18 protein-coding genes and 5 tRNA genes are annotated in these 26,919 nt (G+C 39.1%); 12 read left to right on the top strand and 11 right to left on the bottom strand.

All coding sequences use genetic code 11. The features are described from left to right. The first annotated feature begins 122 nt into the window (after nucleotides 1–122). From H4J41_RS08025 to H4J41_RS08015, 3 genes are all read left to right on the top strand, one after another. Nucleotides 123–1,997: an IgGFc-binding protein gene (locus H4J41_RS08025; RefSeq protein WP_182136301.1), complete on the top strand. Its 1,875-nt coding sequence runs from the start codon at nucleotides 123–125 to the stop codon at nucleotides 1,995–1,997. A 49-nt stretch (nucleotides 1,998–2,046) separates the two neighbouring features. Then, nucleotides 2,047–2,748 carry a PEP-CTERM sorting domain-containing protein gene (locus tag H4J41_RS08020; protein WP_182136300.1) on the top strand — a complete coding sequence of 234 codons (702 nt, stop codon included), beginning with the start codon at nucleotides 2,047–2,049 and terminating at the stop codon, nucleotides 2,746–2,748. 729 nt (nucleotides 2,749–3,477) lie between these two features. Then, nucleotides 3,478–4,716, top strand: a complete 1,239-nt coding sequence (locus tag H4J41_RS08015; protein ID WP_182136299.1) for a leucine-rich repeat-containing protein kinase family protein — start codon at nucleotides 3,478–3,480, stop codon at nucleotides 4,714–4,716. Nucleotides 4,717–4,923: 207 nt separating this feature from the next. Here H4J41_RS08015 and H4J41_RS08010 read toward each other — a convergent pair whose 3' ends face one another. Continuing rightward, nucleotides 4,924–6,822 (bottom strand): methyl-accepting chemotaxis protein, encoded by a 1,899-nt coding sequence (locus H4J41_RS08010; RefSeq protein ID WP_220461034.1) that lies wholly within the window; start codon nucleotides 6,820–6,822, stop codon nucleotides 4,924–4,926. A gap of 723 nt (nucleotides 6,823–7,545) precedes the next feature. Between H4J41_RS08010 and H4J41_RS08005 the strand changes: the two genes are divergently transcribed. Continuing rightward, entirely contained in the window at nucleotides 7,546–8,022 is a 477-nt protein-coding gene (locus tag H4J41_RS08005) for a DUF2947 family protein (protein WP_182136298.1), read from the top strand. Nucleotides 8,023–8,329: 307 nt separating this feature from the next. Here H4J41_RS08005 and H4J41_RS08000 read toward each other — a convergent pair whose 3' ends face one another. The 3 genes from H4J41_RS08000 to H4J41_RS07990 all read right to left on the bottom strand — a co-directional run bounded on the left by H4J41_RS08000 (nucleotide 8,330) and on the right by H4J41_RS07990 (nucleotide 12,873). Beyond that, nucleotides 8,330–9,373, bottom strand: coding sequence for an AI-2E family transporter (locus H4J41_RS08000; protein WP_182136297.1), 1,044 nt, complete (start codon nucleotides 9,371–9,373; stop codon nucleotides 8,330–8,332). 111 nt (nucleotides 9,374–9,484) lie between these two features. Further along, on the bottom strand, nucleotides 9,485–12,073 hold the full coding sequence (locus H4J41_RS07995) for an ABC transporter permease (RefSeq protein ID WP_259364583.1): 2,589 nt from the start codon (nucleotides 12,071–12,073) through the stop codon (nucleotides 9,485–9,487). Between the two features lie 2 nt (nucleotides 12,074–12,075). After that, nucleotides 12,076–12,873 carry an ABC transporter ATP-binding protein gene (locus tag H4J41_RS07990; RefSeq protein ID WP_182136296.1) on the bottom strand — a complete coding sequence of 266 codons (798 nt, stop codon included), beginning with the start codon at nucleotides 12,871–12,873 and terminating at the stop codon, nucleotides 12,076–12,078. Here H4J41_RS07990 and H4J41_RS07985 point away from each other — a divergent pair. Continuing rightward, nucleotides 12,872–13,546 carry an arylesterase gene (locus tag H4J41_RS07985; protein ID WP_182136295.1) on the top strand — a complete coding sequence of 225 codons (675 nt, stop codon included), beginning with the start codon at nucleotides 12,872–12,874 and terminating at the stop codon, nucleotides 13,544–13,546. The genes H4J41_RS07990 and H4J41_RS07985 overlap by 2 nt on opposite strands. A 6-nt stretch (nucleotides 13,547–13,552) precedes the next feature. Beyond that, on the top strand, nucleotides 13,553–15,133 hold the full coding sequence (locus H4J41_RS07980) for a cation:proton antiporter family protein (protein ID WP_182136294.1): 1,581 nt from the start codon (nucleotides 13,553–13,555) through the stop codon (nucleotides 15,131–15,133). Nucleotides 15,134–15,862: 729 nt separating this feature from the next. On the opposite strand, the gene H4J41_RS07975 is transcribed toward H4J41_RS07980, so the two are convergent. The 5 genes from H4J41_RS07975 to H4J41_RS07955 all read right to left on the bottom strand — a co-directional run bounded on the left by H4J41_RS07975 (nucleotide 15,863) and on the right by H4J41_RS07955 (nucleotide 16,748). Then, nucleotides 15,863–15,938: transfer RNA gene (locus H4J41_RS07975), tRNA-Glu, on the bottom strand. A gap of 92 nt (nucleotides 15,939–16,030) precedes the next feature. Beyond that, a tRNA-Glu gene (locus H4J41_RS07970) sits at nucleotides 16,031–16,106 on the bottom strand. A gap of 138 nt (nucleotides 16,107–16,244) precedes the next feature. Continuing rightward, nucleotides 16,245–16,320 (bottom strand) — tRNA-Glu (locus tag H4J41_RS07965). A gap of 146 nt (nucleotides 16,321–16,466) precedes the next feature. Further along, a tRNA-Glu gene (locus H4J41_RS07960) sits at nucleotides 16,467–16,542 on the bottom strand. Nucleotides 16,543–16,672: 130 nt separating this feature from the next. Beyond that, nucleotides 16,673–16,748: transfer RNA gene (locus H4J41_RS07955), tRNA-Ala, on the bottom strand. 398 nt (nucleotides 16,749–17,146) lie between these two features. Between H4J41_RS07955 and yvcK the strand changes: the two genes are divergently transcribed. Continuing rightward, nucleotides 17,147–18,076: a uridine diphosphate-N-acetylglucosamine-binding protein YvcK gene (yvcK, locus tag H4J41_RS07950; protein WP_182136293.1), complete on the top strand. Its 930-nt coding sequence runs from the start codon at nucleotides 17,147–17,149 to the stop codon at nucleotides 18,074–18,076. Nucleotides 18,077–18,212: 136 nt separating this feature from the next. On the opposite strand, the gene dcd is transcribed toward yvcK, so the two are convergent. Together dcd and apbC are read right to left on the bottom strand one after the other, a co-directional pair. Beyond that, nucleotides 18,213–18,806, bottom strand: a complete 594-nt coding sequence (dcd, locus tag H4J41_RS07945) for a dCTP deaminase (protein WP_182136292.1) — start codon at nucleotides 18,804–18,806, stop codon at nucleotides 18,213–18,215. 139 nt (nucleotides 18,807–18,945) lie between these two features. Next, the gene (gene apbC, locus H4J41_RS07940; protein ID WP_182136291.1) at nucleotides 18,946–20,037 is read right to left on the bottom strand and encodes an iron-sulfur cluster carrier protein ApbC; all 1,092 of its coding nucleotides are present in this window, start codon (nucleotides 20,035–20,037) and stop codon (nucleotides 18,946–18,948) included. 120 nt (nucleotides 20,038–20,157) lie between these two features. Between apbC and metG the strand changes: the two genes are divergently transcribed. The 5 genes from metG to H4J41_RS07915 all read left to right on the top strand — a co-directional run bounded on the left by metG (nucleotide 20,158) and on the right by H4J41_RS07915 (nucleotide 26,915). Further along, the gene (metG, locus tag H4J41_RS07935) at nucleotides 20,158–22,278 is read left to right on the top strand and encodes a methionine--tRNA ligase (RefSeq protein WP_182136290.1); all 2,121 of its coding nucleotides are present in this window, start codon (nucleotides 20,158–20,160) and stop codon (nucleotides 22,276–22,278) included. A gap of 235 nt (nucleotides 22,279–22,513) precedes the next feature. After that, a complete protein-coding gene (locus H4J41_RS07930) occupies nucleotides 22,514–24,637 on the top strand; it encodes a cation:dicarboxylate symporter family transporter (RefSeq protein WP_182136289.1) in 2,124 nt (707 codons plus the stop codon). A gap of 58 nt (nucleotides 24,638–24,695) precedes the next feature. Beyond that, a complete protein-coding gene (gene rcsF / locus H4J41_RS07925; protein ID WP_182136288.1) occupies nucleotides 24,696–25,124 on the top strand; it encodes an Rcs stress response system protein RcsF in 429 nt (142 codons plus the stop codon). Beyond that, nucleotides 25,121–25,858, top strand: coding sequence for a tRNA (N6-threonylcarbamoyladenosine(37)-N6)-methyltransferase TrmO (tsaA, locus tag H4J41_RS07920; protein WP_182136287.1), 738 nt, complete (start codon nucleotides 25,121–25,123; stop codon nucleotides 25,856–25,858). Before rcsF ends, tsaA begins: the two co-directional genes overlap by 4 nt. Nucleotides 25,859–26,006: 148 nt before the next feature. After that, nucleotides 26,007–26,915 (top strand): DMT family transporter, encoded by a 909-nt coding sequence (locus tag H4J41_RS07915; RefSeq protein ID WP_259364584.1) that lies wholly within the window; start codon nucleotides 26,007–26,009, stop codon nucleotides 26,913–26,915. The last annotated feature ends 4 nt before the right edge of the window (nucleotides 26,916–26,919 follow it).

Raw genomic sequence — 26,919 nt, 5'->3', positions numbered from 1 at the left:
CAAATAAATGCCGAAATAGTTGGTTATTATAACTCGGTGAATGATCACAGAGTGGGGGTTGTTGTTAGGTAGTAGGTAGTAGGTAGTAGGTAGTAAATTTAAATCATATAAAGGACTTACTTATGAATCATATTAAAACCTTTGGCCATACATTAATTATATCAGTTAAGACATTACTGCTGATTTTTTTAACAATATCGACCTTCAATGCTAATGCTCAATTAGACAATCAAGGTAAAGATTTTGTTATGGCTTTTTTGCCACAACTAGGATCACCACCAATAATTGAATTACACCTAACCGGTGATGTCGCTACTGATGTTACCGTAGTATATCCAATGAACACACCTACGTTTATTCAAACTGTTTCGATAATACCTGGCACTGTAACCATTTTATCTTTGCCAACACAAGCAGCGACAAGTTGGACGGTTAATGCGGTAACATCAAACTTGATAAGGGCAACTGCGGATGAGGAGTTTGTTGTTTATCAAGTAAATAGAGCCTCAGCAACGTCTGATGCCGGTTTGGCATTACCCGTTGACACCATGAATGTAGAGTATTTGGTTTCAGATTATAATGCGCTATTTTCTGGTCTGTTTACTGTTTATGCTGCCTTTGATAATACTGAAGTGACTATCACACCCACTAACAATATGTCTGGTCATCTGGCCGGAGTGCCATTTGTTATAAATCTAAATCGTGGTGAAGGCTATCATGGACAGTCTTTAACATCAGGTACTGCCGGCAGTTTAACCGGAACTAGAGTTGTTGCCGATAGACCAGTAGGGTTAATTAATGGTAATACCTGTACTAATATTCCACTTGGGACCGGTGCATGTGATCATGTATTTGAAATTGCACAGCCTTTGGTTAGTTGGGGCTTAACAGCATCTGCTGCTGGACTTCCTAATCGACTTGGAGGAACCATTTATCGCATCCTTGCTTCAGAAAATAATACCAGCATGACGATAAATGGTGTGCCCACTACTGTTATCAATGCAGGTGAGTTCTTTGAAACAGCAGCTATTACGGGGAATCAGTTTTTTGCTGCAGATAAGCCTATTTTTGTTACTCAATTTATGACAGGGCAAAATGCGCCAGGGGCAACCTCGGGTGATCCAGCAATGACCAATATTATACCATCAGAACAATATCAAAATAATTATACCTTCTCCACTGTTGGAGCTGCGCAATTTGCAGAGAATTTTTTAACTATTATTGCTGATAATACTGATGTTGGTTTTTTGACTTTAGATGGCGTGCCAGTTCCTGCTGGGGATTATTCACCTATACCAGGGGGGACATTATCAGCCGCGGTTTTGGCTTTAAGTCAAGGTACACATAACACTGCATCGGTAAACCCTCATGGTGTCACCGTCGAAGGATATAACAACTTTGACTCTTATATCTATCCTGGTGGTGCATTATTTCAGTTTATCAATCAAATAGGAGATGCATTCCTTCCTGTTTGCTCGCTTGATATCAACAACAATGCAGGAACGGGTTCAGTTACCGATAACAAACCAACAGAGGATGTCAATGGAAATGGTATTCTTGACCCCGGAGAAGATTCCAATGGCAATAATGTTATTGATAATGATACCGGTGTTTTCTTTGTTGAAATGATTAATGGTGTTAATGCCATCTCAAGCATTGATCCCTTTATCCCAGGTGATGGGCAAGTCAATTTCACCATAGATTTAATTGATCCAGGGCAGTCAGGTAGTGCAACAATTACTGGAACTGATGGCGCTGGCAATACCTGTAGCGTAAATTTTGAAGTCACTATAGGTGGACCTTTGATTTGTGATACTGATGCCGATGGAGATATTGACCGTTTAGATTTAAGGGCAATTAGTATTGCCCGTGGTCAAGTTGCCTTACCCAATGATCCAAGAGATGCAAACTTAGATGGCATGATAACGCCATCAGACACCAAGGTCTGTATTCCTCTTTGTACTTTGGCTCGATGTGCGATTAATTCTATTCCGTAATTCACAATAAATTTAAAAATAAATTATATTAAATTAAAGGAAGAAATTTATGAGAAAAATATTATTAATAGCTAGTTTGCTATTTTCAGTAAATGTTTGTGCTACACCTATCAGCACATTATTTAATGGTGGTTCTATTGTTGTAGGCGATAAGTTGTTTGACCAATGGGAATTAATACAAGACATTTCATCTAATCCATTTTTGGTCAACACTGATGACATAGATGTCACCAGTTTAGCTGATGGTGGACTAAATCCTGGTTCAGGACTACATTTTGAAATTTTAAATGATGCCTTTACTCTTGAAGGGAATGACTCTTATACTTTCTTAGATTTTATGTTTAGCTTTAGAGTCTCAGTACTTGACCCGATATTTAAGATCAAAGATAACTCGTTATATTTAACGGATTCAGCATTAATTAATCCTACCTCGCTGACAAGTATATTTATTGAAGAAAAAATTTATTCAGACCCTAATAGAGGTAATGAAATAGGTACAAAAAATGTAGAAAGAAGTGATATATTTGGTCAACAAAATGAGAAATTATTTGATTCAGCAAATTTTTCCCCAACTAATGAAATTTGGGTAACAAAAAACATTCTACTTGAAGCGATAGACTTTGGTGAGTTTGCCTCATTGCAAAGCTTTGAACAGCGCTTTTCGCAAGTGTCTGTTGTTCCTGAGCCCAGCACATTAATACTGTTTTCTCTTGCTTTAGTGTCGCTTACTTTAAGACGAAAAAGTAAATAATGAGTATACCACTGAGCCATTAAGGATTAAAAAGTTAAACATAAAAAGGATCTTAATCATATATTAAGGTCCTTTTTTATTAATTAATAACCTATCGCTATCTGTCAGCTTTTATAGTTGATGTAAGTTAATCTAAAGTGGTATCAGCAAAAAATTTAACTCATGATTTTTCTAAATCGCCTATGTCATGTTCGCTAGCGCGCAGTGAACTATCATCATTAAGCCCCCTTTCCTATAGCTATCTCAAAAACTGTAAGCTTAATATTATCTGACTTTTTAAACTGGGCTTTATCTTCTAGTCATTTTTAATAACAAATGACTCTACATCTATTTTTAAGCTTAGGTTTACAAATACGTCTAGTGCTTTAAATGCTAATCGCTGCGTTACAATCATCTGATTTTATTTGCTTTATAGCCGCTATGATACTTCCCATTGATATTGATAAAGAGAAGGGTTTCCTTTAAAATCATCCATTATATGTAATTCTAGGTTCACCTAGAATTAATGAAAACAGGGACTAGGTTGTGGTAAATACCTGTGTACAAGATACAAGGTGTCACTGGCTTAACTCTGGTAACAAAAAACATCTTAGGTTGATTACCCCTCGATAAACCTGAAAAGCCTTTAAATATGCTTCTCGGGTTTTTTTATATCTTAGCGATGTCATATCACTTTGTGGCATCCTAAATTTTCATTTACTAAAAATAACACTAACAATGGATTAATAAATGCATACGCTATCTCAGTTAAAATCTGGCAAACTCAGGGGTATTAAGCGTTTAAAGTTATCTGAAAACTTAAGCTCATTCCCATTAGAAATTCTGTCCTTAGCAGATAGCTTAGAAATTCTAGATTTATCTGACAATCAATTAACGTCGCTACCCAAGGCGTTAATTAAGCTAACAAAACTTCAAATAATTTTTGCTTCAAACAATCGCTTCCAAGTATTACCTGAAGTGCTTGGGCGCTGTGAAAACCTAGAAATGGTTGGCTTTAAATCAAATCAAATTGAACAGGTGCCTGCTAACTCCTTACCGGAGAATTTACGTTGGTTAATCTTGACCGACAACTGCCTTCAAACTTTGCCTGACGCTTTGGGCGAACGGCCAAAACTACAAAAATTGGCGTTAGCAGGCAATAGGTTAACCAAACTACCGTTAACACTAGCGCAGTCAAATAACCTTGAGTTAGTGCGTATATCAGCGAACAATTTAACTGAATGTCCCGAGCAATTGCTGAGATTACCTAAACTTGCATGGCTTGCCTTTGCCGGCAATCCTTTTAGCCTTGCTAACCTCAATATTGCCTCAGTTCCATCACTGCCCTCAACAAGTTTCACCTTACAAAAGGTACTGGGACAAGGGGCTTCAGGCGTTATTTCCAGTGCAACTTGGACTGATAGTCCATCAGCATTTCCAGATAATGTTGCGGTGAAAGTTTTTAAAGGCAAAGTAACCAGTGATGGCTACCCAGAAGACGAGTTACAGGCATGTTTAAAAGTCGGCGATCATCAAAACCTTGTCCGTTCTTTAGCACAAGTTAATGAGGAAGACTATTTAGCCTTAATCATGAACTTAATACCGGCTAATTTTAAAAATCTGGGTTTACCGCCAAGCTTTAAAAGCTGTACCCGTGATACTTTTCCAGCAGGCTTTACCTTAAGTGTTAGTCAAATTGATAAAATAGTGTTGCAAATGGAAGACGTGTTTGAACATTTACATGCAAATCGAGTATGTCATGGTGATTTATACGCGCATAATACCTTGTTTGATGAAAACGCTAATATTATTTTTGGCGACTTTGGCGCTGCGACTATGTACCACATGCTCACTGGCGAGCAGCAAGCATTAATCCAGCAAATTGAACGTCGTGCACTTTCTTGTTTGATTGAAGATTTATTAAGTATTTGTCATAAACAAGAGCAAAACAGCCCACAATTTAAAATTATCCAGCAGAAAGTTCATTAATACGGCTTTAAATGTAACAAACGATAAAGCTCAACAAGATGCAAGAATCAATATATTTAGGGCCCTGTAACAGAATCTGTTAAAGGGCCAACGATGCCCATAAGAAATGTTAAAACGGCCTTGAATCGATTTAAAATTGAATTCGAAGACCGTTTGAAAGATGTTATTTAAACCTGGCAGTTACACAAAATGTGTTACAGGGTCCAATTAAATTTTAAATCGACTTATTATACCGGTTAACTGTTGATTAATTTCATCAACACTATTGATCTCATTAACCACTTGCTTACCATTTTTATCTAACTCACCAACAATTTCGTTAATGGCTGTCATGTTTTTACTGACTTCATGTGTAACGCTACTTTGCTCTTCAGCAGCAGTGGCAACTTGGGTACTTAAATTATTAATCTCCGACACAGTATTTGTCATTTCATTCAAGCTTATTGACACTTCACTCGTACCCGTCGCTGCTATTTGACAACGGTCTTTCGTCACAATCATTGATTCAACAACCGTTTGATTACCTTGTAATAAGCTGGCAAGTGCACTTTCAATTTCGTCAGTACTTGCCTTTGTACGGCTCGCAAGATTACGTACTTCATCTGCAACCACGGCAAAACCACGACCTTGTTCACCAGCGCGAGCGGCTTCAATAGCGGCATTAAGTGCCAATAAGTTAGTTTGATCAGCAATGCCGCCAATAACACTCAAAATGGAATTAATTCCATCGGTTTTCTTACTCATCTCACTAACACTTTCTACCGAGTTATCAATGTCTAAAACCAACTCAGAAATAGTATCTTGAGCTTGGTTTACCGTTTTCATAGACTCACGACCAGCGTTGTTGGCGTTCTCAGTAAGTAAAGCAACATTAGCAATATCACTTGCCATAGCGCCTGCTGTGGCATTCATTTCTTCAATCGCCGTTACAACTTGCTCTGTTTCTTGAATATGGCCATTTAATATATTTGTATTATGCTTTGATTGGTCTTTCAACTTATAGAGGTTGCCATTTAAGGCGGTGGTTGCATCTTTTATTTCTATCATCATCGACTGTAAGCTCTCGATAAAACGGTTAACCCCATCAGAAATTTGACCTAAATCATCACTTGAGTTTACCTTGAGACGCTGTGTTAAATCGCCATTACCTTGAGAGAGTGCTGTGATTGTTTCTTTTAATACCAGTATAGGACGGTAAATAATTTGCAATACAATGAAAACCAACACAACACTTATTATTGTTGCAACAAGCGTACTGATAATAGCGCTTTTTTTCGCATCAAACAGACTGGCATATGCAGTTTCTTTATCTAGACTCAGCGTATAATACCAATTTTTATCAGCCACTTGAATTCGGTGCGAAAAAAGTAATTTATCCACCCCAGCTAATTGATAAGTTTGTCTGCTGCTTTTCTGGCTAACAGTGCTTAACGCCACCTCTTTAAACCAAGGGTAATTTGTGGCTAGCTTTTTGGTTTCTACCGCTTTATTCGTCGAGGCTAAAACGGTTGTATCATGATTCAAAATTAATGCTACAGCCCCGGGGATTTTCGAAGAGTCTTCAACCAACTCATTCAAAAAATCTAATTTCATATCAACAGAAATCATGCCATTTTTTATGCGATGAACGATGCTGACCCAATAGTCTATTGAATCAAAATAAGGTTCACTTGTTGCTGTACCTGAATTTTTTCGAGCTAGTTTGTAATAAGACTCAGTTCTAACATCACCTGCGAATATATTCTCAGGCCAAATTTCGCTAGCTTGATTCCAATAACCAACACCGCTTTCAAATCCAATAGCCGAACTATTAAGATTCATGGCAAAAGCTATGGTGTTGGTTAATTTAATAAAGTCTTCTTTGCTGCCTTCTTCTCGTTGATCATCATATAATTTTGCAATCCTAGCCAAACCTAATACTTTTTCATTCAATTTGCTTTCAATAAGCATAGATTGTTGTCTCACAAACTCACTGTTTTGTTTAATAATGATAGCGGTCAGTGCTTTTTCTTCTTTAACATAGGAAAAGTAACTTGTTAAAGATACAGACAAGCCAACTAATATTGTGATCGTAATAAGTAGCAGGTTTTTGAATCCAAGTTGCATAATGATGTTCTCTCTTTGTAAATATTTAAAGTTTTAAATTTCTATGGGTTAGCCTTACTAAATGCATACTGGTAAGGTGTTTTTAATCAGGACTTAGTCTCTGGTGAGGACTTTCGTTATATAAATACTTCGCTTTTAACCTCTTTATGTATTAGCTTTTAAAGCTTAATAATGGCTAGCATGCATTCACTTATGCCAATATCAGGAAAGTCCTGATAAGCTCCTGTAGCTACAGGATTCTTAAAACTATAAAAATTTCTACTTCTTTTAAGACTGATACTTTTTTATTTCAGTCAACGCTAAGTTTAATGCGATACGCCCTATCGATCTTTGTTAATTTTTTTGAACGACCATAAAAAAACAGGTGATTTAATAGAAAAAACTTATACTTAAGTATACGAAGAGTTCAGGTTTTTTTATTTTGAGTGGAATTTAAGAAGCCAAGCGCGGCATTTTGCAACAACGGGTACTTAAGGTCAAACTTATGCTGAAAAGAAACTTATATTGTTAAATAAACAGCCATGATAAATTTAGGCGTACTGGGGAGTGCAGCTAAAACGTTAATAGACAAATGGCCAATGTGAACTAATACAAAGCCAGCGAATTGCTCTAATCAGTAACTTTAACTGTATTTTTTCATTTTATAACCTGCAATTTTAAGCAAATTAATGAGATACTAGCGGTACTTGTTATACCAAAATTAAAGTTACAAATATAACCTTTATGAATTACACCTCAATTGACGAATTAAAAAACGCTTGGATCTTTAAGCATAAAAGCTTACCTATTAGCGATAGCGACAAAACAAAAATTAAACCTATGATCAGTACTCGTGCCAAAGTACTTTGGGATGGCGCTATCAGTAAACAAGTTGATCACCCAGACTTTTTTAAAAAAGGTGACTGGCCAGAAAATTCTGCATCTTGGCTTGATAACGGTAAATGGGAAAATATTTGGGATAGTGAAGCATGTTTATTACCCGAGATCATTTTAGCGCACCTAAAATGGGATAATAATACCGTGGTTTATTATTGTAGTTCGCGAGATAACGTTATTGAAACCACTTGGGCAGTATTTCAGCGTTGCTGGAAGAATTTTCTGTTTATGGATGACGGAGCAATCTTAATTGGTAAAAAGCGCAATGAAACGGTGCAATTTCTTTCAACCGGTTATTTTAAGGTTGGTCAAAAACCCAGTTAATTTAAACATGGGCACTTGGCCCCTTCAATGCTATAGCCACTTGCTAAAGCATTGCCGATAACTTGGGGCTGTGATTGTTATCTTGTTGATTTTTAATATTCGCCATCAATTGTGAGCTGTTTTGTATGGCTGTTATTAATTGACTAATAATGGACTAATAATTAGCTACAGAGCTATTTAAGAATCATATGGTAAGCTAAAACTCCTATAATTTTAGAACGTTATGAGCCAATAAGTTAGGATTTAACGTTAAGCTTTTAAAGTGCTATGGATTAGAAAAGGTAGCTTATCGCCACCTTTTGCTTGATTAAGTCTCTTCCAACTCTTCTTCACCCGATAATAACACCGCAAACCAACTACCTTCTGCAGAGTTTTCTAAGGCTATCTTAATGATCATGGTCAAAGGCACTGACAACAACATGCCCACTGTGCCTAGCAACCAGCCCCAAAATATTAATGAAATAAATACCACTAGGGTTGATAGCCCAAGGCCACGGCCCAAATAACGCGGTTCAACCACATTGCCCATTACTGTGTTTATGGTTAAATAGCCTAAGCCAATAAAACCTGCTGCCGCTGGCCCTAATTGCAGAACAGCTAACGACATTGCCGGTACGGCGGCGATAATGGAGCCAATATTGGGAATATAGTTCAATAAAAAGGCCAATACTCCCCACAGTAAGAAAAAGTCTAAACCAAACACCCACAGCATTGATGAAACACAAATGCCGGTGGCAATACTCACCAAGGTTTTAATGGCAATATAATTATTTACTGAGGATAAAAATCGGTCAATTTGCTTTAAGCGAGCTTGCGGATCGTCAAGCGCTAAATGTAATTTACGCGGTACAGATGACGCTTCAAACAACATAAAAATAACCGTAATTATGATTAAAAATAAATTAGCCATAACGCTGCCCAAACCACTGAGCATGTTAGCGGCTAAACCCATCGCTGCTGCGGGGTCAAAGTATTCAATCAGTAATTCTGACGATATTTTAATATTGTAGTCATCAAGTTGTTGGGTTAACCATACAAACTGTTCTTGAAGTTGCGCGCGATAAACCGGAATAAGTTGTGACAACTCATTTAACGAGTTACCCACAAGCCCCGCCAGTGAAAGCGCAATAGAAACAAAGATACCAATAACAAAGATAACCGCTATCGGTTTCGGAATTTTATAGCGCGCCGCCATCACCACTAATGGGTTACAAATAATGGCAATAAACGCTGATAATAAAAATGGTACTAATAATGTCGCCGCGGTTTTTATCCCCGCTAGCACAACAAATAATGCCGCGGTAACCAATAAAAATTTCACCGCGCCTTCGGACTTGCCTTGTAAAACCATTTTTTAAACCCAGTTGGTTATCTAATGTAGTATAAGCTCTTAAAACTATACGCGATTTCATAGCATACCCGCTAGTGTTAAAAGCGATATAGTTTTTATAAAGCGAGAAAGTTACATGGTTCGTCGGATTAAGGTAACGCTCGACAATTTAAGTAAACGCCAACAACTGAGCATACCAATTAAGCCGACAAAGAATGCGCCCGCGCCAATCCCCACTAACCAATACTGAAAGTGAAAACTGCCTGACATATTAAAGACTTGGCTTTGCAAAATATAAACGGCTATTTCCATACCAACACTTGCCATGAGTCCAGCAATAGCGCCTAGTGCTACGAACTCATATAACACGCTATTACGCAGTAAGCTGCCTTTAGCGCCCAAGGTTCTCAATATCGCTAGTTCACGCTCTCTTTCTTCCATGCTGGCTTGTACTTGCGCTATTAACACTAAGCTACCGGCAAGTACCACTAAAATTAAGATCAGCTGAATCGCCACCGTCACTTGCTCAATAATACCATTGAGCTGCGCCATAATGGCAGCAAAGTCCATTACCGTAATCGTGGGAAAGTTGGCCAAAAAGCGATAAACCAAGTCTCGGTTATCATCTGATATTGACCAAGCGGAAATTGATGTCGTCGGAAATTGCTCAAGTACACTTTGGTTAAAAACCATAATGAAGTTTAACTGCCGACTTTGCCAATTTACTTGACGAATGCTAGTCACAGGCACGGTAAACTCATCCGAGCCGAGTGTGAAGGTTAGCTCATCACCTAATTTAACCGCCAAACGTTCTGCTATGTTGCTTTCAATGGACACTTGAGGTGTTTCGTCGCCAACTGGCCACCACTGCCCAGCAATAATTTCATTTTCATCAGGTAACTCAGTACGCCAGGTTAAACCCAGTTCACGGCCCATACCTTGCCGAGTTTTTTGCTGCTTGGTTTTCTTAGCTTGTTGTTTTTCAGTGCCATCAATTTTTTCAGCGTTTTGCACTTGACTGTCATCATCTTTATCATCTTTATCGACGGTCTTTACACCGTTTATCGCTGATAAACGACCACGGTAAACATGATAGAAACCTTGATTGGCAATATTATTTTCTTCAACAAAGCTTTTTAAAGGCTGAATTTGATCTTGAGTGATATTGATCAGGTAATGATTGGGCGTATCATCAGGAAACTGTTGCTCCCATTCTGATAATATTGAGCTTTTCATTACTGTAATCAATAACAACAGCATTATAGCGATAGTAAAACTGACCAGTTGCACGCTGTTTTCACTAGCTCGGCGTTTTAAGTTCGCTAAGGCCAAATGCCAAGACTTTCCCGCTTTAGTACCGACACTGCGGCCTGCGCTCATTAAGCCACGGCCAAACAACAACAAGATAAAGGAGACAACCACACCGCCGAATAACAACGCAGCGCTCATCACTAAGTCTTGACTGAAAATAAACAGTAATAAAAATAACGCCAATAAAGGCGGTAACTGATGCCAGCCAAAGCGCGCGACTTTTTCTTGGCTAAAACCACGAATAACATTTAAGGGTGAGCTTTTTACTAAGGTCATAATCGGATGAATAGCAAAAGCAATGGCACATAATAAACCAGTAAATATCGCCGTTAAAAACGGCACAAAAGTCAGCGGTGCATCAGCTAATGATAAATAACTCGCAATGGCATTAGCACCCAGTAGCAGCAAACCATAACCCACCACTAATCCTGCTGCGATACTTAAACAACTCAATAAGGTCCAATGCAGACAATAAAGTTTTCTCACATGCGAAATTGACGCACCTAGGGCTTTAAATATTGACACGTTAGGCTGATGACGTTGACCATAACGACGACTGGCCACCGCCACCGCAACAGCCGCTAATACAATGCCTAACATACTTGCTAGCGAAAGAAACTTCTCTGCGGTGTCTAATATTCTTGATAAACGATTTTGTGCGGCTTTTGCATCATACCAACGTTGTGATTCATTGATTTGTGGTTTAATCCATTTTTCAAAGCTTTCAATAGCATCGGTTTCACCGGCAAATAAGTACTTATAGGTAATACGACTGCCTGGCTGAATAAGCTCGGTTTTGGGCATATCGGCAATATTTAAAATAACCGTTGGCCCGGCAATAAAGGCGCGGTATGAACGATCAGGAATATCAGTAACAATACCGGCAATAATGAGTGGCGCAACACCTATCTCAATCACCTCGCCAATCTTAACATTCAAGCGACTTAACACACTGGGCTCAACCCAAACTGTGCCTAGTTTAGGGGCATTAGCAACAACACTCGCGATTTGCGTCAGCGAGGTTTTAATTCTAAGTTCACCGCGCAAAGGGTAAGTATCAGATACCGCATCGAGTTCACTGAGTAACATATTGTCGCCCGCAAACGCCATCGACTCAGTTTCAATTTTCCGGGCATATTCTAGTGCTAATGTCTGACTTTTTTCTATAATGCTAGTGTCAACTTCTGACGACATACGCAGGACACGATCAGCGCCTATGGTATTGGTGCTATTGGCCACTATGGCATGCTTAATTTGGCCAGAAAATCCGGTCAATGAAAATACCGTCGCAACGGCAAGCGCAATAGCGATAAATATAATGGTCAGTTCACCACGGCGAAGCTCATGATGTAATAAGCGTAGTGATTGAGTAAACCACATGCTTGATGCTTTTTCTTTAACAATACTCATGGTTAACCTACTTGTGAAACTGAAGTTTTGCTTGCAAGATCATCATGCCTTGTGGTTTGAGTATCAGCCTGATTTTTAGCATGGTTTTCATCTGTGTTTGCTAAGGTGGCTTCAGTCAAAGGTTCAGTTAAAGCACCGCTGTCCATTTCAACTTGGCGCTGGCACCTTGCCGCTAATTTAGCATCGTGGGTCACCAACACTAAGGTGGTACCCTCTTTAACATTCAAATCGAATATTAAATCAATAATATGTTGACCCGTCTTGCTGTCTAGATTGCCCGTGGGTTCATCAGCGAATAAAATATCTGGCTTAGCAATAAATGCCCGCGCAATAGCTACCCGCTGTTGTTCACCGCCAGAGAGCTGAGAAGGGTAATGTTCCATTCTGTCAGCCAAACCTACTTGCGCCAGTAAAGCTTCACCACGCGCTTGCGCATCGGGCATATTGGCTAACTCGGCTGGCAACATCACATTTTCAAGCGCAGTTAAGCTGTTAATTAATAAAAATTGTTGAAAAATAAATCCCACATGCTGCGCACGAACTTGGCTGCGCTGCTCTTCATTAAACTGGTGTAAAGGCTGGTTTTTAAGATACACTTGTCCGGAACTTGGTAAATCTAAACCCGCTAAAATCGATAATAATGTCGTTTTACCTGAGCCAGACGAACCGACAATGGCAATTGATTCGCCCGCAGCAACAGTTAAATTAAGTGGTTGAAGCAAAACTAGCGTTTTATCTTCAACTTGCACTGATTTAGTTAGGTCTTTAACGCTTAGAATACTCTCGGAATTTACATGCATGAAAAATTATCCACTTTTTATATTATTTATTAGCTTATTTTTTATCTCTACAGCAAATACTGCTGCACAAAACAAACAGGTCAATACGCTTGATAACAGCATTAGTATCACACCAACCCGCAATATTTTACTATTAGGTGATAGTATCAGTGCAAGTTATGGGATGAAACCCACACAAGGCTGGGTGCACTTACTTAATCAAAAACTTACCGAACAAAAACAAGCTTACACAATAATAAATGCCAGTGTTAGTGGTGAAACGACGAGTGGTGGTTTATCTCGGCTAGCAGGCATTTTGGCGAATGAAAAAATTGACTTGTTGCTAATTGAATTAGGCGGAAATGATGGTTTACGTGGTTATTCACCTAAAATCATTAAAAATAATTTGTTACAAATGGTCAAGTTAGCGCAAGATAAAAACATAAAAGTTTCAATGATTAAGATAAAAATAACGCCAAATTATGGCCCAAGATACAATGAGATGTTTGAGCAAGTTTTTGAAGATGTCGCCAATGCTAGCAATATCACCTTACTGCCCTTTTTTATGGAAGTCGTTGCCACCGATAAAGCACTTATGCAAGCAGACGGTATTCACCCTAACGCGCAAGCACAGCCAATAATCGCTGACTATGTTGAACAACAACTTAATGAAATAATGATACTGGAGCCTTAATTTAACATGGAATTTATTTGGATCGGTTTTGCTTTTATTTGTGGTTTATTAACCAAATTAGTGGCTCTACCACCCTCAATCGGCTATTTAGCGGCCGGATTTATCTTACTCTTTTTAGGCTATGAAGCCGATGGCATGGTCAATGTATTAGCTGATATTGGCATCACCTTGATGCTATTTACCATTGGCCTGAAACTCAATATAAAAGACTTACTCAAGCCAGAAGTTTGGCTTGGCAGCTTAAGCCACAGTGTTTTATGGTTATTGATTGGACTCGTACTGTTAAAAACCATCGCCCTTATTACTCTTCCTTTTGTTAGTGGCTTAAGTCTCACGACATCAGCACTAATCGTATTTTCATTAAGCTTTAGTAGTACGGTATGCGTTGTTAAACTTATGCAAGAGCACGGTGAAATGCGCGCCCGCCATGGGAAACTGGCGATTGGCATATTGGTGATGCAAGACGTCATTGCGGTGATATTTCTTGTCGTCGCCACCGGTGAACTACCTAGCCCTTGGGCGGGCTTGTTACTGCTTTTAATACCATTAAAACCCTATATTAACAAAGTCATTAGTAAGGCAGGCCATGGCGAACTTATTCCATTAATGGGCTTTTTTATCGCTTTCGGTGCTTATGAGTTATTTGAATTAGTTCAAATCAAGGGCGACTTAGGTGCGCTTTTAGCGGGTATGTATTTAGCTTCTCATAGCAAAGCCAGTGAAATAAATAAGTCATTACTGAGTTTTAAAGATTTATTCTTGATTGGTTTTTTCTTATCTATTGGTTTTACTGCCCTACCCACATTAGAGATGCTTGCTATAGCGTCAGTATTAACCTTGTTACTACCCGTTAAGTTTTTGCTGTTTTTCTTTATTTTAGTCAAACTTAATCTTCGTGGTAGAACCGCATTTTTATCGGCGTTAGCGTTAAGTAATTATAGTGAATTTGGTCTTATTATTGCCGCACTTAGCACTGAAGCAGGCTGGCTATCTTCCGAGTGGCTAGTGATATTGTCATTAGCGGTAGCATTATCCTTTATTATTACTAATGTACTTTATAACTTTGCCCATGATTACTTTGCCAATAATAAAGAAAAATTTAAGCGCTTTGAAAGTAAAAAGCCTTTAGTCGAAGATGATTTTGTTCAGCCTTGCGAAGCACCCATTGCGATTATTGGCATGGGCCGTGTTGGTATCGGCGCTTATAGAGCCTTGAGTGCTCAGATAGACGATCAAGTTTGGGGCTTAGACACAGATAAAGACAAAGTAAAATGGTTAAATGAAAACGGTATTCACACCTATCTGGGTGATGCTGAAGATGCTGACTTTTGGGAAAAAATTGATCTGAGTAAGATTGAACTAACACTTTTAGCACTTCCTTCTGTGCAAGACATTAAAAATATAACCGCGCAAATAAGGCGCACTAATTATCAGGGTAAGATCGCCGCTATTGCACGCTATGATGATGAACTGATCACCCTTGAAAGCTTTGGTGTAGACAAAGTGTTTAACTTTTATAACGAGGCTGGTGTAGGTTTTGCTGAAGAAAGCTTGAGTTTAATTAACAAGCGGAATCGAACTCAATAGGCGAGCTATAAGTGAATTAACCCCTTAGGTCACATACCCAATAATTAACCTTGTTGATTAAAATTCAATAAGGTTAATTATTCAAAGAGTGTATTGCTCCTTACGTCCCCGTTCATAGCCACCTCGGTAACTCCTACTACATTTTACTCTATATGACTCAGATGCTTGTAAGAACATGGTTCCACGGCATTGGTAAAGCCTTTAACGTCGACGCAGGTACTTATGTTTAGTCGGCAACCATAAACATGTGCAATCAATCCCAATAACGTTTCTACTTCTCCTGCAGCCCTTCTTCTTTTTTCCCTGCCCTAAATTATTTTATTATTTTTTACAGGGAGGAGTGAATGAGAAAGGAACGAGTAGAGTCGTAAAAAATTTAAGCGCAACAGATCAGCTGATATTTTATTTCTCCTGCTGTTCTCCTTCTTTTCTCCCTGTGAATTATTTTATTATTTTTTAAGGGGAGGAATGAATGACAAAGGAATATGTAGAGGCTTAAAAATATTTAGATCTGCTGCATTCCTACCAAGTGGGTCAATGATTTGATTCAATGGCTATGAATTCAATGAGAATAAACACTGGAAATTTAACCTCATAATGTGAGCACCAGCCACTTTATATTGGATATTGGATAGTTGATAAATTTTAGGCATAAAAAAACCGACATAAGTCGGTTTTTTTACTTCACTTTTAAACACTGTTTATTTTGACTAAAAGTAAAATAATAAGTGGCATCCCTAAGGGGATTCGAACCCCTGTTACCGCCGTGAAAGGGCGGTGTCCTAGGCCTCTAGACGATAAGGACACTAAAAATTATGATAACCGTTCGATAACGATTTCATGTTTTGTAGTTGATTGTTAAATATTATAAATACATTTACCAATCTAAGTTAATGGTGGCATCCCTAAGGGGATTCGAACCCCTGTTACCGCCGTGAAAGGGCGGTGTCCTAGGCCTCTAGACGATAGGGACACATAAATACCAATAGAACACTTAAATATAATGTTACTGTATAAAGCTCTAGCCTAGTGAACTTATAGTAACGCTACATATTCTATAGTATGTGTCAAAAAAAACACTTACCAGTAAACTTGTCTAACTAAAAATGAGTGGCATCCCTAAGGGGATTCGAACCCCTGTTACCGCCGTGAAAGGGCGGTGTCCTAGGCCTCTAGACGATAAGGACACATTATAAACTCGAAACACTTAGTATAATAAAATCGTAAAAAGCTCTAGCCTAGTGAACTTATGATTTAGATTATATATTTCTTGTTTGTGTAGTAAAACACAACTCATTTTCTTTTTTACTTCCGTAGAAGTCTTCCGAAGAAGTGGCATCCCTAAGGGGATTCGAACCCCTGTTACCGCCGTGAAAGGGCGGTGTCCTAGGCCTCTAGACGATAAGGACACTAAAACGATAAAACAAAATATAAACTATTTTGCTTCTGTAGTCCGACAACCTCGCGGTATATCCAACTACTTTATCTTTTTAACTATTTTTCATTTACGTTATCAGCACAAATGAAAAATAATATTATTGGTGGAGCTATGCGGGATCGAACCGCAGACCTCTTCACTGCCAGCGAAGCGCTCTCCCAGCTGAGCTATAGCCCCACATCGAAATAAAATAAGTGGCCTAATACTTACCCTAATTCTTCTCTCAATAAGTAATCAAGTTACTCGTTGAAAGCGAGGCGCATTCTAAGCAGCGACCAAGATACTGTCAACCCTTATTTTAGATATTAGGCCATTTTTTTAAAAGATTTTATCTAACTGATTATTTATAATACAAGTTGGCTAAATTTTGTCTTATCAACTATTTAAAAGCCCGATATTTTATATAATTCACCGGTGTTGAAATAACAGCGTTGTTGTTACTGATAATTTCTGCTAAAAACAAGCTGTAAATAGGGGGTTATCTCGCTAAAAGCGTTATAAACTATAGCGAGTTGCTTTATTTATAGTAAATAAAGCGTTATTGTTCATCATCAATTAAAAAAAATAATAGTTATATGCAGCTAAAAGAACTCAATGTTGTTGCGATTGGCGGTGGCCACGGTTTAGGGCGTGTACTTTCTACCCTGTCCTTTTTAGGAAATCAACTCACCGGTATCGTTACCACCACAGATAATGGTGGCTCTACTGGCCGTTTAAGAAAACGCAGTAGCTCAATCGCTTGGGGCGACTTACGCAATTGTCTTACTCAGCTAGTTGATGAAAAATCGGTCGGCAGCCAATTGTTCGATTTTCGCTTCAACGGTAATGATGAACTCGGTGGCCATAACCTCGGTAACTTAATTCTTTATGGTCTAGGAGAAATACACTCACGCCCCCTTGATTCTATTAAACTTGTTCGACGGTTATTAAGAGTTAAAACCCCCGTATTGCCTATGTCTGAAACCCCAACAGATTTAATGGCCTTTTATTCAAAAGGCCGCTGTCGTATCGGTGAAGTATCCGTTGATAATATGTCAGAGATGCCAAAAAGTTTAATGTTAGCGCCGTTAGTTAAAACCTTGCCCAGTTGTGTAGAGGCCATATTAAATGCCGATTTGGTTATTTTAGGACCTGGCAGTTTTTTGACCAGTGTTATACCACCATTACTCGTGCGTGATATTAGTAATGCATTAAACCAAACCAATGCTCATCGCGTGTTCATTGATAATATCGTCGCTGAAAATAGCCCTGCTGCGGCGTTGTCATTAGATGAAAAATTAGCTTGGATTGAAGAAAACGTCGGTTGTCTGCCAATTGATAGTGCGATATGTCACGATGCTAGCATCACATCGACACGTATAGATGTTTATCATCATGAACTCAGTAGTGACACCGTTAGTCACTTTCATAGCCGTGATAAGTTAATTTCGGCATTAAACTTTTGTATTTCAAAAGCAAGTAACCGCGCTGAAACAATGCAGAAATCCCTAGTGAATGCGAGCTAACGATTATTTTTCTATAGTTCAGCCGTTAGCGTAAGTCGAAATAAAATTTTAAAACATTAAATGCGAATAATTAAAACTAAAAAGCCAACGATTATCTCGTTGGCTTTTTGTTAGCATTAATGTTTTAAAGTTTTTGCTAATTATGACTCTCATCTTGACTAATGCGGCTAGCAACAGCGCCAATTTGATCTTTATATTTTGCATCCTCACGTTTGTTATAAGGACGTTCGGCACTTGACGACATGGTTTCAAAGTTAAGCGCTGCAATTTTCATTTTTGGGCGCAATGCCAAAGGTAGTTTGCCGCTGTTATAAAACTCCAACACTATTTGACCTGACCAACCGGGATCAATTCGATGAGCGGTAACATGCACCATAAGGCCTAAACGTGCCAATGATGAACGACCATCTAACCAGCCAACGATATTGTCTGGTAAGGTTACTGACTCATAAGTAACCGCCAATGCTAACTCTCCCGGATGCAGAAAAAAAGCTTCGCCGTCTGGAATATAAATTTCCTCGCTCATCACCGCATTCATCGCTTTTTGCATTTCGTCTTTTGGGCCGCTTAAGTCGATATAAGGCGCCGTGTGATCTTGAAAGACGCGAAATTCATTGCCTAAGCGAATATCAACACTGACCCCAGAAATCATACTGCTATCTGGCGCTGGCGAAATCCCGATCTGTCCTTTGCGAAGGCTTTCTTCTATATCTTTGTCACTTAATCTCATGATTATTCTTCTTAAACTCAGTTGTTATACCCAATAAGTTAATCAATTCAGCGCGTAGCGAGAACAATTTTAATTGGTATTATGTCGACAAAAAGAACTTTGTATTCTTTTTGTATCTTAAAATGATCTTGCTTTTACTTTATTCAACGAGCACTTTCGCGGTTGTTGGGCTGCGCATATCGAGTTGATAGTATAATTGCGCAGCAACTTTGCGCGCTATACTACGATACAGCAGCGCTACTTCTCCAGTGCTATTTTCATTTATTGCACAACTACCGCTATCAGCGTCTTCTCGAATACGAATGTCGAGGGGTAGTTGCCCGAGTAATTGTGTTTTTGCCTCATTAGCGATGCGCTTGCCACCACCATCACCAAATAAGTGCGACTGATGACCACAGTTTTCACACTGGTGATAACTCATGTTTTCAATAATACCGAGTACAGGCAGCTTTACTTGCTCAAACATCGCCATACCTTTAATGGCATCAGCTAAGGCAATATCTTGCGGCGTAGTGATCACCACGGCGCCTGCTACTGGTACTTGCTGCGCTAAAGTTAATTGAATATCACCCGTGCCCGGAGGCATATCAACAATCAGATAATCCAAGTCAGGCCAGTCAGTTTCATTGAGTAATTGCGAAAAAGCTCGACTCGCCATTGGGCCTCGCCACACGGTAGCGTTGGCATCATCCACTAAAAAGCCGATTGACATAGCACTTAACCCATTTGCCTCAAGGGGCGTGATCAATTTACCGTCATTTGAACTCGGCTTTGCGCCCTTTAAACCCAACATGGTAGGCACCGAGGGACCGTAAATGTCTGCATCTAAAATACCGACGTTACATCCTTCGGCAATTAACCCATAAGCTAAATTAACCGCGGTGGTTGATTTACCCACACCGCCTTTGCCAGAAGCAACCGCAATGATATTTTTTATACCTTTAATGCTGTGTTCTCTAACCGGCTCAACATGATATTCAACATCAAAATTAACCGGTTGCTGCACTAGTTCTGTCAATTGTTCTGCAATATCATGTAGTTCACCGTCACATGGGAACGGCAGTGACATTTTGATCAGGATAGTTTTTTTAGCCATCACCATAGTGACAGCCTGAGCAATAATAAGGGGGCCTTGAGGGAAAATATCGGAGCGGTAGGCATCAAGAAAAACATTAATAGCCTTTTGGCTTTCAACACTGACTACATTTTTAGAAAAGAAATTTGATAACATAGTTAAAACGCACTTTTTATCTAGCCTTTATAACATAAAGGTGATAATTCTTAATGAAAAGTAACCACAAATTCTGTACCATTCCCTGCATAATTACCACCAATAATATGTAAACTTTATATGTCGTTATCAAAGTCATCTGTGCAATCTGCAGAGAAGCGTAAAATTTTAGTTACTTGTGCCCTCCCTTATGCCAATGGTTCTATTCATTTAGGCCATTTATTAGAACATATTCAAACTGATATTTGGGTTCGTTTCCAGCGTATGCGTGGTCATGAAACTTACTTTGTTTGTGCTGACGATGCTCACGGCACGCCCATCATGTTAAAATCACAAGAGCTTGGTATCACACCTGAAGAGTTAATCGCGGGTGTTCGTGAAGAACATATGGCGGATTTTGCAGATTTTCATATCAGCTATGATAATTATCACTCTACGCACACCGATGAAAACAAGGCCTTTGCTGAAGAAATTTATAACCGTTTACATGCTAATGGTCATATAAAAACGCGTGTTATTTCACAGCTATATGATCCAGAAAAAGGCATGTTCTTACCGGATCGTTTTGTTAAAGGCACTTGCCCTAAATGTAAAAGTGAAGACCAAAACGGTGACAGTTGTGATAACTGTGGTGAAACTTATTCACCTATGGAAGTGTTAAACCCACGTTCAGTAGTTTCTGGCGCAACACCGGTATTACGTGACTCAGAGCATTATTTCTTTGACCTGCCGGCTTTTGGCGACATGTTACAAGCATGGACTCGCAGTGGCGCACTACAAGAAGAAATGGCCAATAAGTTAGCTGAATGGTTTGAACAAGGCTTGAAACAGTGGGATATCAGTCGTGATGCGCCCTACTTTGGCTTTGAAATTCCCAACGCACCGGGTAAATATTTCTACGTCTGGTTAGACGCCCCCATTGGCTATATGGGCAGTTTTAAAAATCTTTGTGATAGAACCGGTATCGACTTTGATGCTTTTTGGCAATTGGACTCAGAAGCTGAGCTTTATCACTTTATCGGTAAAGACATTATTTATTTTCATAGTTTGTTCTGGCCAGCCATGCTTGAAGGCGCCGGCTATAGAAAACCAACCTCGGTTTATGCTCATGGTTTTGTTACCGTTAACGGTGCAAAAATGTCTAAATCAAAAGGTACCTTTATCAAAGGTCGCACTTATTTAGACCATTTAAACCCTGAATATCTACGTTATTACTACGCCGCAAAACTGACGCACCGTATTGATGATTTAGATTTAAACCTTGAAGATTTTGCCCAAAGAGTCAATTCAGATTTAGTTGGTAAAGTGGTTAATATCGCGTCACGTTGTGCCAGCTTTATTACTAAACGCTTTGACGGCATGCTGTCAGAAAATATTGATAACCCAGCCTTAGCTGACGAAGTCATGGCCGCAGGTGATAGTATTGCTTCACATTACGAGTCACGAGATTTTGCTCGTGGTATGCGTGAAATCATGGCACTGGCTGATAAAGTTAATGAATACATCGCTATTAAAGAACCATGGCAGTTAGTTAAAGACGAAACTAAACAACAAGAAGTGCAAGACATTTGTTCGCTTGGCATTAATATGTTCCGTATCTTGATGATTTACTTAAAGCCAGTACTACCCATTTTAGCTGACAGTACCGCCACATTCTTAAATGACGAACTTATTTGGGCAGGCCATAAAACGCTATTAACTAACCATAAAATCAATAAGTTCAAAGCGTTATTACAACGTGTTGATATGGATAAAGTTAATGCGATGACTGATGCGTCAAAAGACAATTTAGCCGTAACAACTGAAGCCGCTGAGCCGAAAAAAGATAAAAAAGCAGAAAAGAAAAAATCAGCGCCTGAGAAAACACTCACCGGTGAGCCATTAATAGATGATCCTATTTCGCCTGAAATTCAGTTTGATGATTTCGCGAAAATAGACTTACGTATTGTAAAAATCGTTAATGCTGAACACGTTGAAAAAGCCGATAAATTACTGCGTTTGACGTTATCTTTAGATAACCAAGAAGGTGGTGAAACACGCCAAGTGTTTGCCGGCATAAAATCTGCCTATCAACCTGAAGATTTAATTGGCAAGCTCACCGTGATGGTGGCTAATTTAGCGCCACGTAAAATGCGCTTTGGCATGTCAGAAGGCATGGTTTTAGCCGCGGGCCCGGGTGGTGAAGACTTGTGGATACTTAATCCAGATGATGGCGCACAAGCAGGCATGCGCGTTAAGTAGTCAGTAAACCACTACTTTAGGCGTTAATCGCCATTAAATTAACACCACTAATGAAGGCAAACCTTGAACATAGACAAGGGTTTGCCTTTTTAATATCTTGTATCGCATACCCGTTCCACCTCAATATGCAGTTTCAGCGCTTAGTTTGTAAGGGCAAATCTATAGCTTGACGTGGCGCCAGTAACTCCCTTTAACTCTGCAAATTAATCATGCAGCAACATAATTATCAGCCAATATGACAACAGTTAAGCTCAGTAAAATATCTTTATCTAGCCAAATTATATTTGCCATGGTGATAGGGCTCATCATAGGTAGCTTTGGCGTAACCTTATATGCCATGGTAAGCCATCTTGCTGATGCCTTTGTTATGCTATTGCAAATGACAGCGCTGCCTTATATTGCCTTGTCACTTATGGTTGGTATTGGCGGTTTGTCTGCTAGCAAAGCCAAGTCTGCGCTTAAAAGCAGCGTAATATTGGTCATATTGCTAATCGCACTGATGTTATGCTTTATTTTAATGGCGCCATTATCATTTCCTAATTGGCAAAGTGCTGAATTTTATAGCGCTAACACGATAAAAGTGAGTCAAGAACTTAATCTTGTTGAACTCTTTATTCCGTCTAATCCTTTTAATGCCTTCGCTAATGCGGTGATCCCTTCGGTGGTGTTTTTTAGTGTTTTTATTGGTGTTGGCTTAATGCCAATTAAAAATAAACGCCAAACCCTCGCCGTGCTAGGCAATTTAAAACAGTCGGTCAGTAATATTAGCAACCTAGTAATGCGTTTTGCCCCTGTTGGTGTTTTTTGTATTGGTTGGCGCGCAGCAGCAACGCTTGATGCTTCGCAACTCGATGGCTTAATGATCTATGTTGCTAGTGCCTTAGTGTTAGCACTTTTGCTGTGTTTTGTGGTGTTTCCTGCCCTGCTTGCCACTATTACCCCTTTTGGTTATCGTGCCATTTTAAAAGCGTCAAGAGAAGCGATGATCACGGCATTCGCCACCGGCAGTTTTTTTGTTGTTATACCGATCATTGTGGAAAAAACCAAACAGTTAATCGCCTCACAATATCCTGACATTGACAATGTGGATAAAGTCTCTGATGTCATCGTACCTATTAGTTATAGTTTACCGGTTGGCGGTAAACTATTGTCGCTGCTATTTGTTTTGTTTGCCGCATGGTTCTCTGGTGCCTACATCAGCTTTGAAGATTATGTGAAGTTAGTGGTGATGGGTATTCCGCAATTGTTTGGCACTAGTACTTTGGCCATGCAAAATCTTTTAGAGTTATTTAACGTTTCTCATTCAATGTTTGATTTTTTTATTGTTGCTGAAAACTTAGTTGTCGGTCGTTTATCGGCACTACTTTCAGTAATTTTTGCCAGCTGTTTACCTTTACTGGTTGCAACAAGTATGGCTAAGGCTTTTCGCATCAAGAAAAAAGCCTTAATTAGAAATTTAGCCATTATTCCCCTCTTATCTGTTTTTGCCTTCATCAGCTTAAAGTTTGCTTTTAGCTCAATTAGTTATCAGTACGAAGGCTATGCGAAATTTATAAAACGTGACTTTCTCATGGAAAGCGTTCACAGCATATATTTAGATGATGTCCAGGAAAGTAACGATATTATTCAGCCCTTTGCTGGGGTGCTTACTCGCATAAAACAACGTGGTTTTATCCGCGTGGGTTATTTTCGCGACGATTTGCCTTATTCATTTCATAACAATAACGGCAAGCTTGTTGGCTTTGATATTGAAATAATGAATCAGCTCGCCATTGATTTAAATGTTAGCCTTGAGTTTGTTAAGGTATTTCGCCATCAGGCAGAATCATTATTAAGCTCAGGTTATCTAGACATCACCACAGGTGTGCCGGTTATTCCAGATAACATGATGAGGTTTACTTTAACCATGCCTTACAGCGAGCAAAGTCTGGCTATTATCGTTAAAGATAAAAGGCGTGCGGAATTTACCCACTGGGATAATATTCTCCAGCGAGATGATCTCATTTTGGGTATTCCTGAAAACTTTTATTATGAAAAAGCCATTGCTAAAACATTCACGCATGGCAAAGCTTGGGAAATATCAACACCGCGGTTATTCTTTAAGCCCGAATTTTCCCATATTGATGCCATGCTTTTTGGTGCAGCAGCATCGTCTGCTTGGACCCTGCTCAAGCCAAGCTATACTGTGGTAGTACCTAAACCTGAGTTAGCGCCACTTTACATGGCCTTCCCGATTAATAAAAATGATCACAGCTTTGAACTATTTATGCGTAATTGGATCTCAATGAAACAGCAAAATAAAACCATTGATAAACTGTTCAATTATTGGATTAAAGGCGATATGAGTTTAGTGAAATAAGATGTTCAGCTTTGACATCAACATCAACTTCAACATAAATAAATACGGGTTTAAAAAAATGATTAAAAAACATAGAGCAGCACCAAGGTTACTGAAATACACCTCTAGCATCACCATACTGCTGGTATTATTGAGCGCAGGTTGTGCAAAAATAAATGACATATCAACAAACTTAGACCGAGAGAATTTCAAAAATTATTTTTCCCCGACCACAGTAAAAATAGTGACAAGTGAAAAAGAGTTTACCGGTCACTATAAGTTTCTCGGTTTGGTTGAAGGCGAGTCTTGCCAAGAAAAAGCTTATCATGCGGTGCCAAATGAAATTGATGCCCGCACAGAAGCACGACGCCAAGCCTATAAACTTGAGGCAAATGCCATCATTTTTAGCCAGTGTGTGATGATAGAAACAGATAAAGCCGCAAAATATTGCGTTGCTTCTACTGTTTGCTATGGCCGTGCTTATAAGGTTGAGCAAGATAAAAAATGACTGATAGCGTTAATTTAAATATTATTGGTACTATCGACTCACCCTATAAAGAAAAATTTGCCATCCCTCGACAGCCCGGTATTGTTACCGCGGCTCAAGGGCAGTTGCGCCTAACGGGTTCGGCTAATAATGCTGAATTAGTAAGAGGCTTAGAGCAATTTAGTCATATTTGGTTATTGTTTATTTTTCATGGCACACAAGCCCAAGGATGGAAACCGCTAGTGCGACCGCCACGTTTAGGCGGTAATAAGAAGCTTGGCGTATTAGCAACTCGCTCAACGTTTAGACCTAACCCTATAGGTATGTCTGTTGTTAAACTTGACCGAATAGAGCAACAGTCTTCACAGGTAATTTTACATATCAGTGAATTAGATTTACTTGATGGTACGCCAATCGTCGATATTAAACCTTATGTCCCTTATGCTGACATTATCGAAAATGCCCATGGTGGCTATGCTCAAGAACAACCCAGCAGTAATGTTGACGTGGTATTTTCCAACGCAGCACACCTTACCTTAACCGACAACATCGGCCACTACCCAAGACTGCAAAGTCTTATCGAACAAGTATTAAGCCAAGACCCTCGCCCTGCCTATAAAAAAAATAGCACAGACGACAGAATTTACGGTATGACCTTGTATGATTTTAATATTAATTGGCAGATGACAACCATAGCAACATTGAATGTTATCGCGATCGAAAAAATCATCAGTATGACAAAAAGCATTAAATAACCTCAATGCGATTAACTCGCTTAATTTACAATAGCTGTCCGATTATCGCGACTATTCATTAAGCAACTATTCATTAAACAACTATTCATTAAGCAACTATGCAAAACTCAATAAAACTCAGTTATAACTTTTTATCTAAGGATAGTCGTTGAAAACATTAAGTAGCCTACACCATAAAGCCAGCATTGAACTGCTGTTATTAGCCGCTATTTGGGGCGCATCATTTATGTTTATGCGGGTCGGTTCGCCAGAGTTTGGCCCAATAGTTTTTGCCACATTACGTGCGGGCATAGCGGCTATCTTCTTGATCATCTGCTTAGTTTTATTTAAAGAAACTAAAGCACTGAAAGGACGTTGGCGAGATATCTTTGTAGTTGGGGCGTTAAATACCGCAATACCCTTTACTCTATTTAGTTTTGCCACCTTAACGCTAACGGCGGGGACAGCATCAGTATTGAACGCAACAGCACCCATGTTTAGCGCTATAGTCGCCTACATATGGTTAAAAGATAAGTTAAGCCTAAGTGCCATTTTTGGCTTAGTTATTGGCTTTATTGGGGTGTATTTATTAGTGTCAGATAATTTACATTTCGACATTGAATTTACAGATAAATCAGTCGAAAATAATGCATTATTGCCAACGTTAGCGGCTATGTTAGCCCCACTTTGTTATGGCATTTCCGCTAATTATACTAAAAAAAATCTCAGCACAATAAAACCGTTGGCCTTAGCTGCTGGTAGCCAAATTGCCGCTACCGCAATGTTATTACCCTTGAGTTTATTTTTTATTCCTGAAACATTACCGAGTGCAAATGCCATTTGGTCAGTGCTTTTGATTGGTGTTATCTGTACCGGCGTCGCCTATATTTTATTCTTTCGACTTATCGCACAACTTGGCCCAGCAAAAGCGATATCAGTAACCTATTTAATTCCTGCCTTTGGCATTCTATGGGGAGCATTATTTTTAGGTGAAACCATCAGCTTAATGATGCTGTTGGGCGGCGGTATTATTTTGCTTGGTGTTGCATTAACTACTGGGGTTCTGCGAAGAAAATAAGGCA

Source organism: Colwellia sp. MB3u-45 (assembly GCF_014077005.1).
Lineage (GTDB): Bacteria > Pseudomonadota > Gammaproteobacteria > Enterobacterales > Alteromonadaceae > Cognaticolwellia.
Note: the sequence above shows the minus strand (reverse complement) of the source record. Positions and strands in the feature narration are given on the sequence as shown.

Excerpts from the sequence above, each read along its gene's own strand:
- dcd (WP_182136292.1), bottom strand. The coding sequence starts at position 18,806 with ATGAGATTAAGTGACAAAGATATAGAAGAAAGCCTTCGCAAAGGACAG.
- H4J41_RS08025 (WP_182136301.1), top strand. The coding sequence starts at position 123 with ATGAATCATATTAAAACCTTTGGCCATACATTAATTATATCAGTTAAG.
- H4J41_RS08020 (WP_182136300.1), top strand. The coding sequence starts at position 2,047 with ATGAGAAAAATATTATTAATAGCTAGTTTGCTATTTTCAGTAAATGTT.
- H4J41_RS07930 (WP_182136289.1), top strand. The coding sequence starts at position 22,514 with ATGACAACAGTTAAGCTCAGTAAAATATCTTTATCTAGCCAAATTATA.
- H4J41_RS08005 (WP_182136298.1), top strand. The coding sequence starts at position 7,546 with ATGAATTACACCTCAATTGACGAATTAAAAAACGCTTGGATCTTTAAG.
- rcsF (WP_182136288.1), top strand. The coding sequence starts at position 24,696 with ATGATTAAAAAACATAGAGCAGCACCAAGGTTACTGAAATACACCTCT.
- H4J41_RS08010 (WP_220461034.1), bottom strand. The coding sequence starts at position 6,822 with ATGCAACTTGGATTCAAAAACCTGCTACTTATTACGATCACAATATTA.
- tsaA (WP_182136287.1), top strand. The coding sequence starts at position 25,121 with ATGACTGATAGCGTTAATTTAAATATTATTGGTACTATCGACTCACCC.
- apbC (WP_182136291.1), bottom strand. The coding sequence starts at position 20,037 with ATGTTATCAAATTTCTTTTCTAAAAATGTAGTCAGTGTTGAAAGCCAA.
- H4J41_RS08015 (WP_182136299.1), top strand. The coding sequence starts at position 3,478 with ATGCATACGCTATCTCAGTTAAAATCTGGCAAACTCAGGGGTATTAAG.
- H4J41_RS07990 (WP_182136296.1), bottom strand. The coding sequence starts at position 12,873 with ATGCATGTAAATTCCGAGAGTATTCTAAGCGTTAAAGACCTAACTAAA.
- metG (WP_182136290.1), top strand. The coding sequence starts at position 20,158 with ATGTCGTTATCAAAGTCATCTGTGCAATCTGCAGAGAAGCGTAAAATT.
- H4J41_RS08000 (WP_182136297.1), bottom strand. The coding sequence starts at position 9,373 with ATGGTTTTACAAGGCAAGTCCGAAGGCGCGGTGAAATTTTTATTGGTT.
- H4J41_RS07985 (WP_182136295.1), top strand. The coding sequence starts at position 12,872 with ATGAAAAATTATCCACTTTTTATATTATTTATTAGCTTATTTTTTATC.
- H4J41_RS07995 (WP_259364583.1), bottom strand. The coding sequence starts at position 12,073 with ATGAGTATTGTTAAAGAAAAAGCATCAAGCATGTGGTTTACTCAATCA.
- H4J41_RS07980 (WP_182136294.1), top strand. The coding sequence starts at position 13,553 with ATGGAATTTATTTGGATCGGTTTTGCTTTTATTTGTGGTTTATTAACC.
- yvcK (WP_182136293.1), top strand. The coding sequence starts at position 17,147 with ATGCAGCTAAAAGAACTCAATGTTGTTGCGATTGGCGGTGGCCACGGT.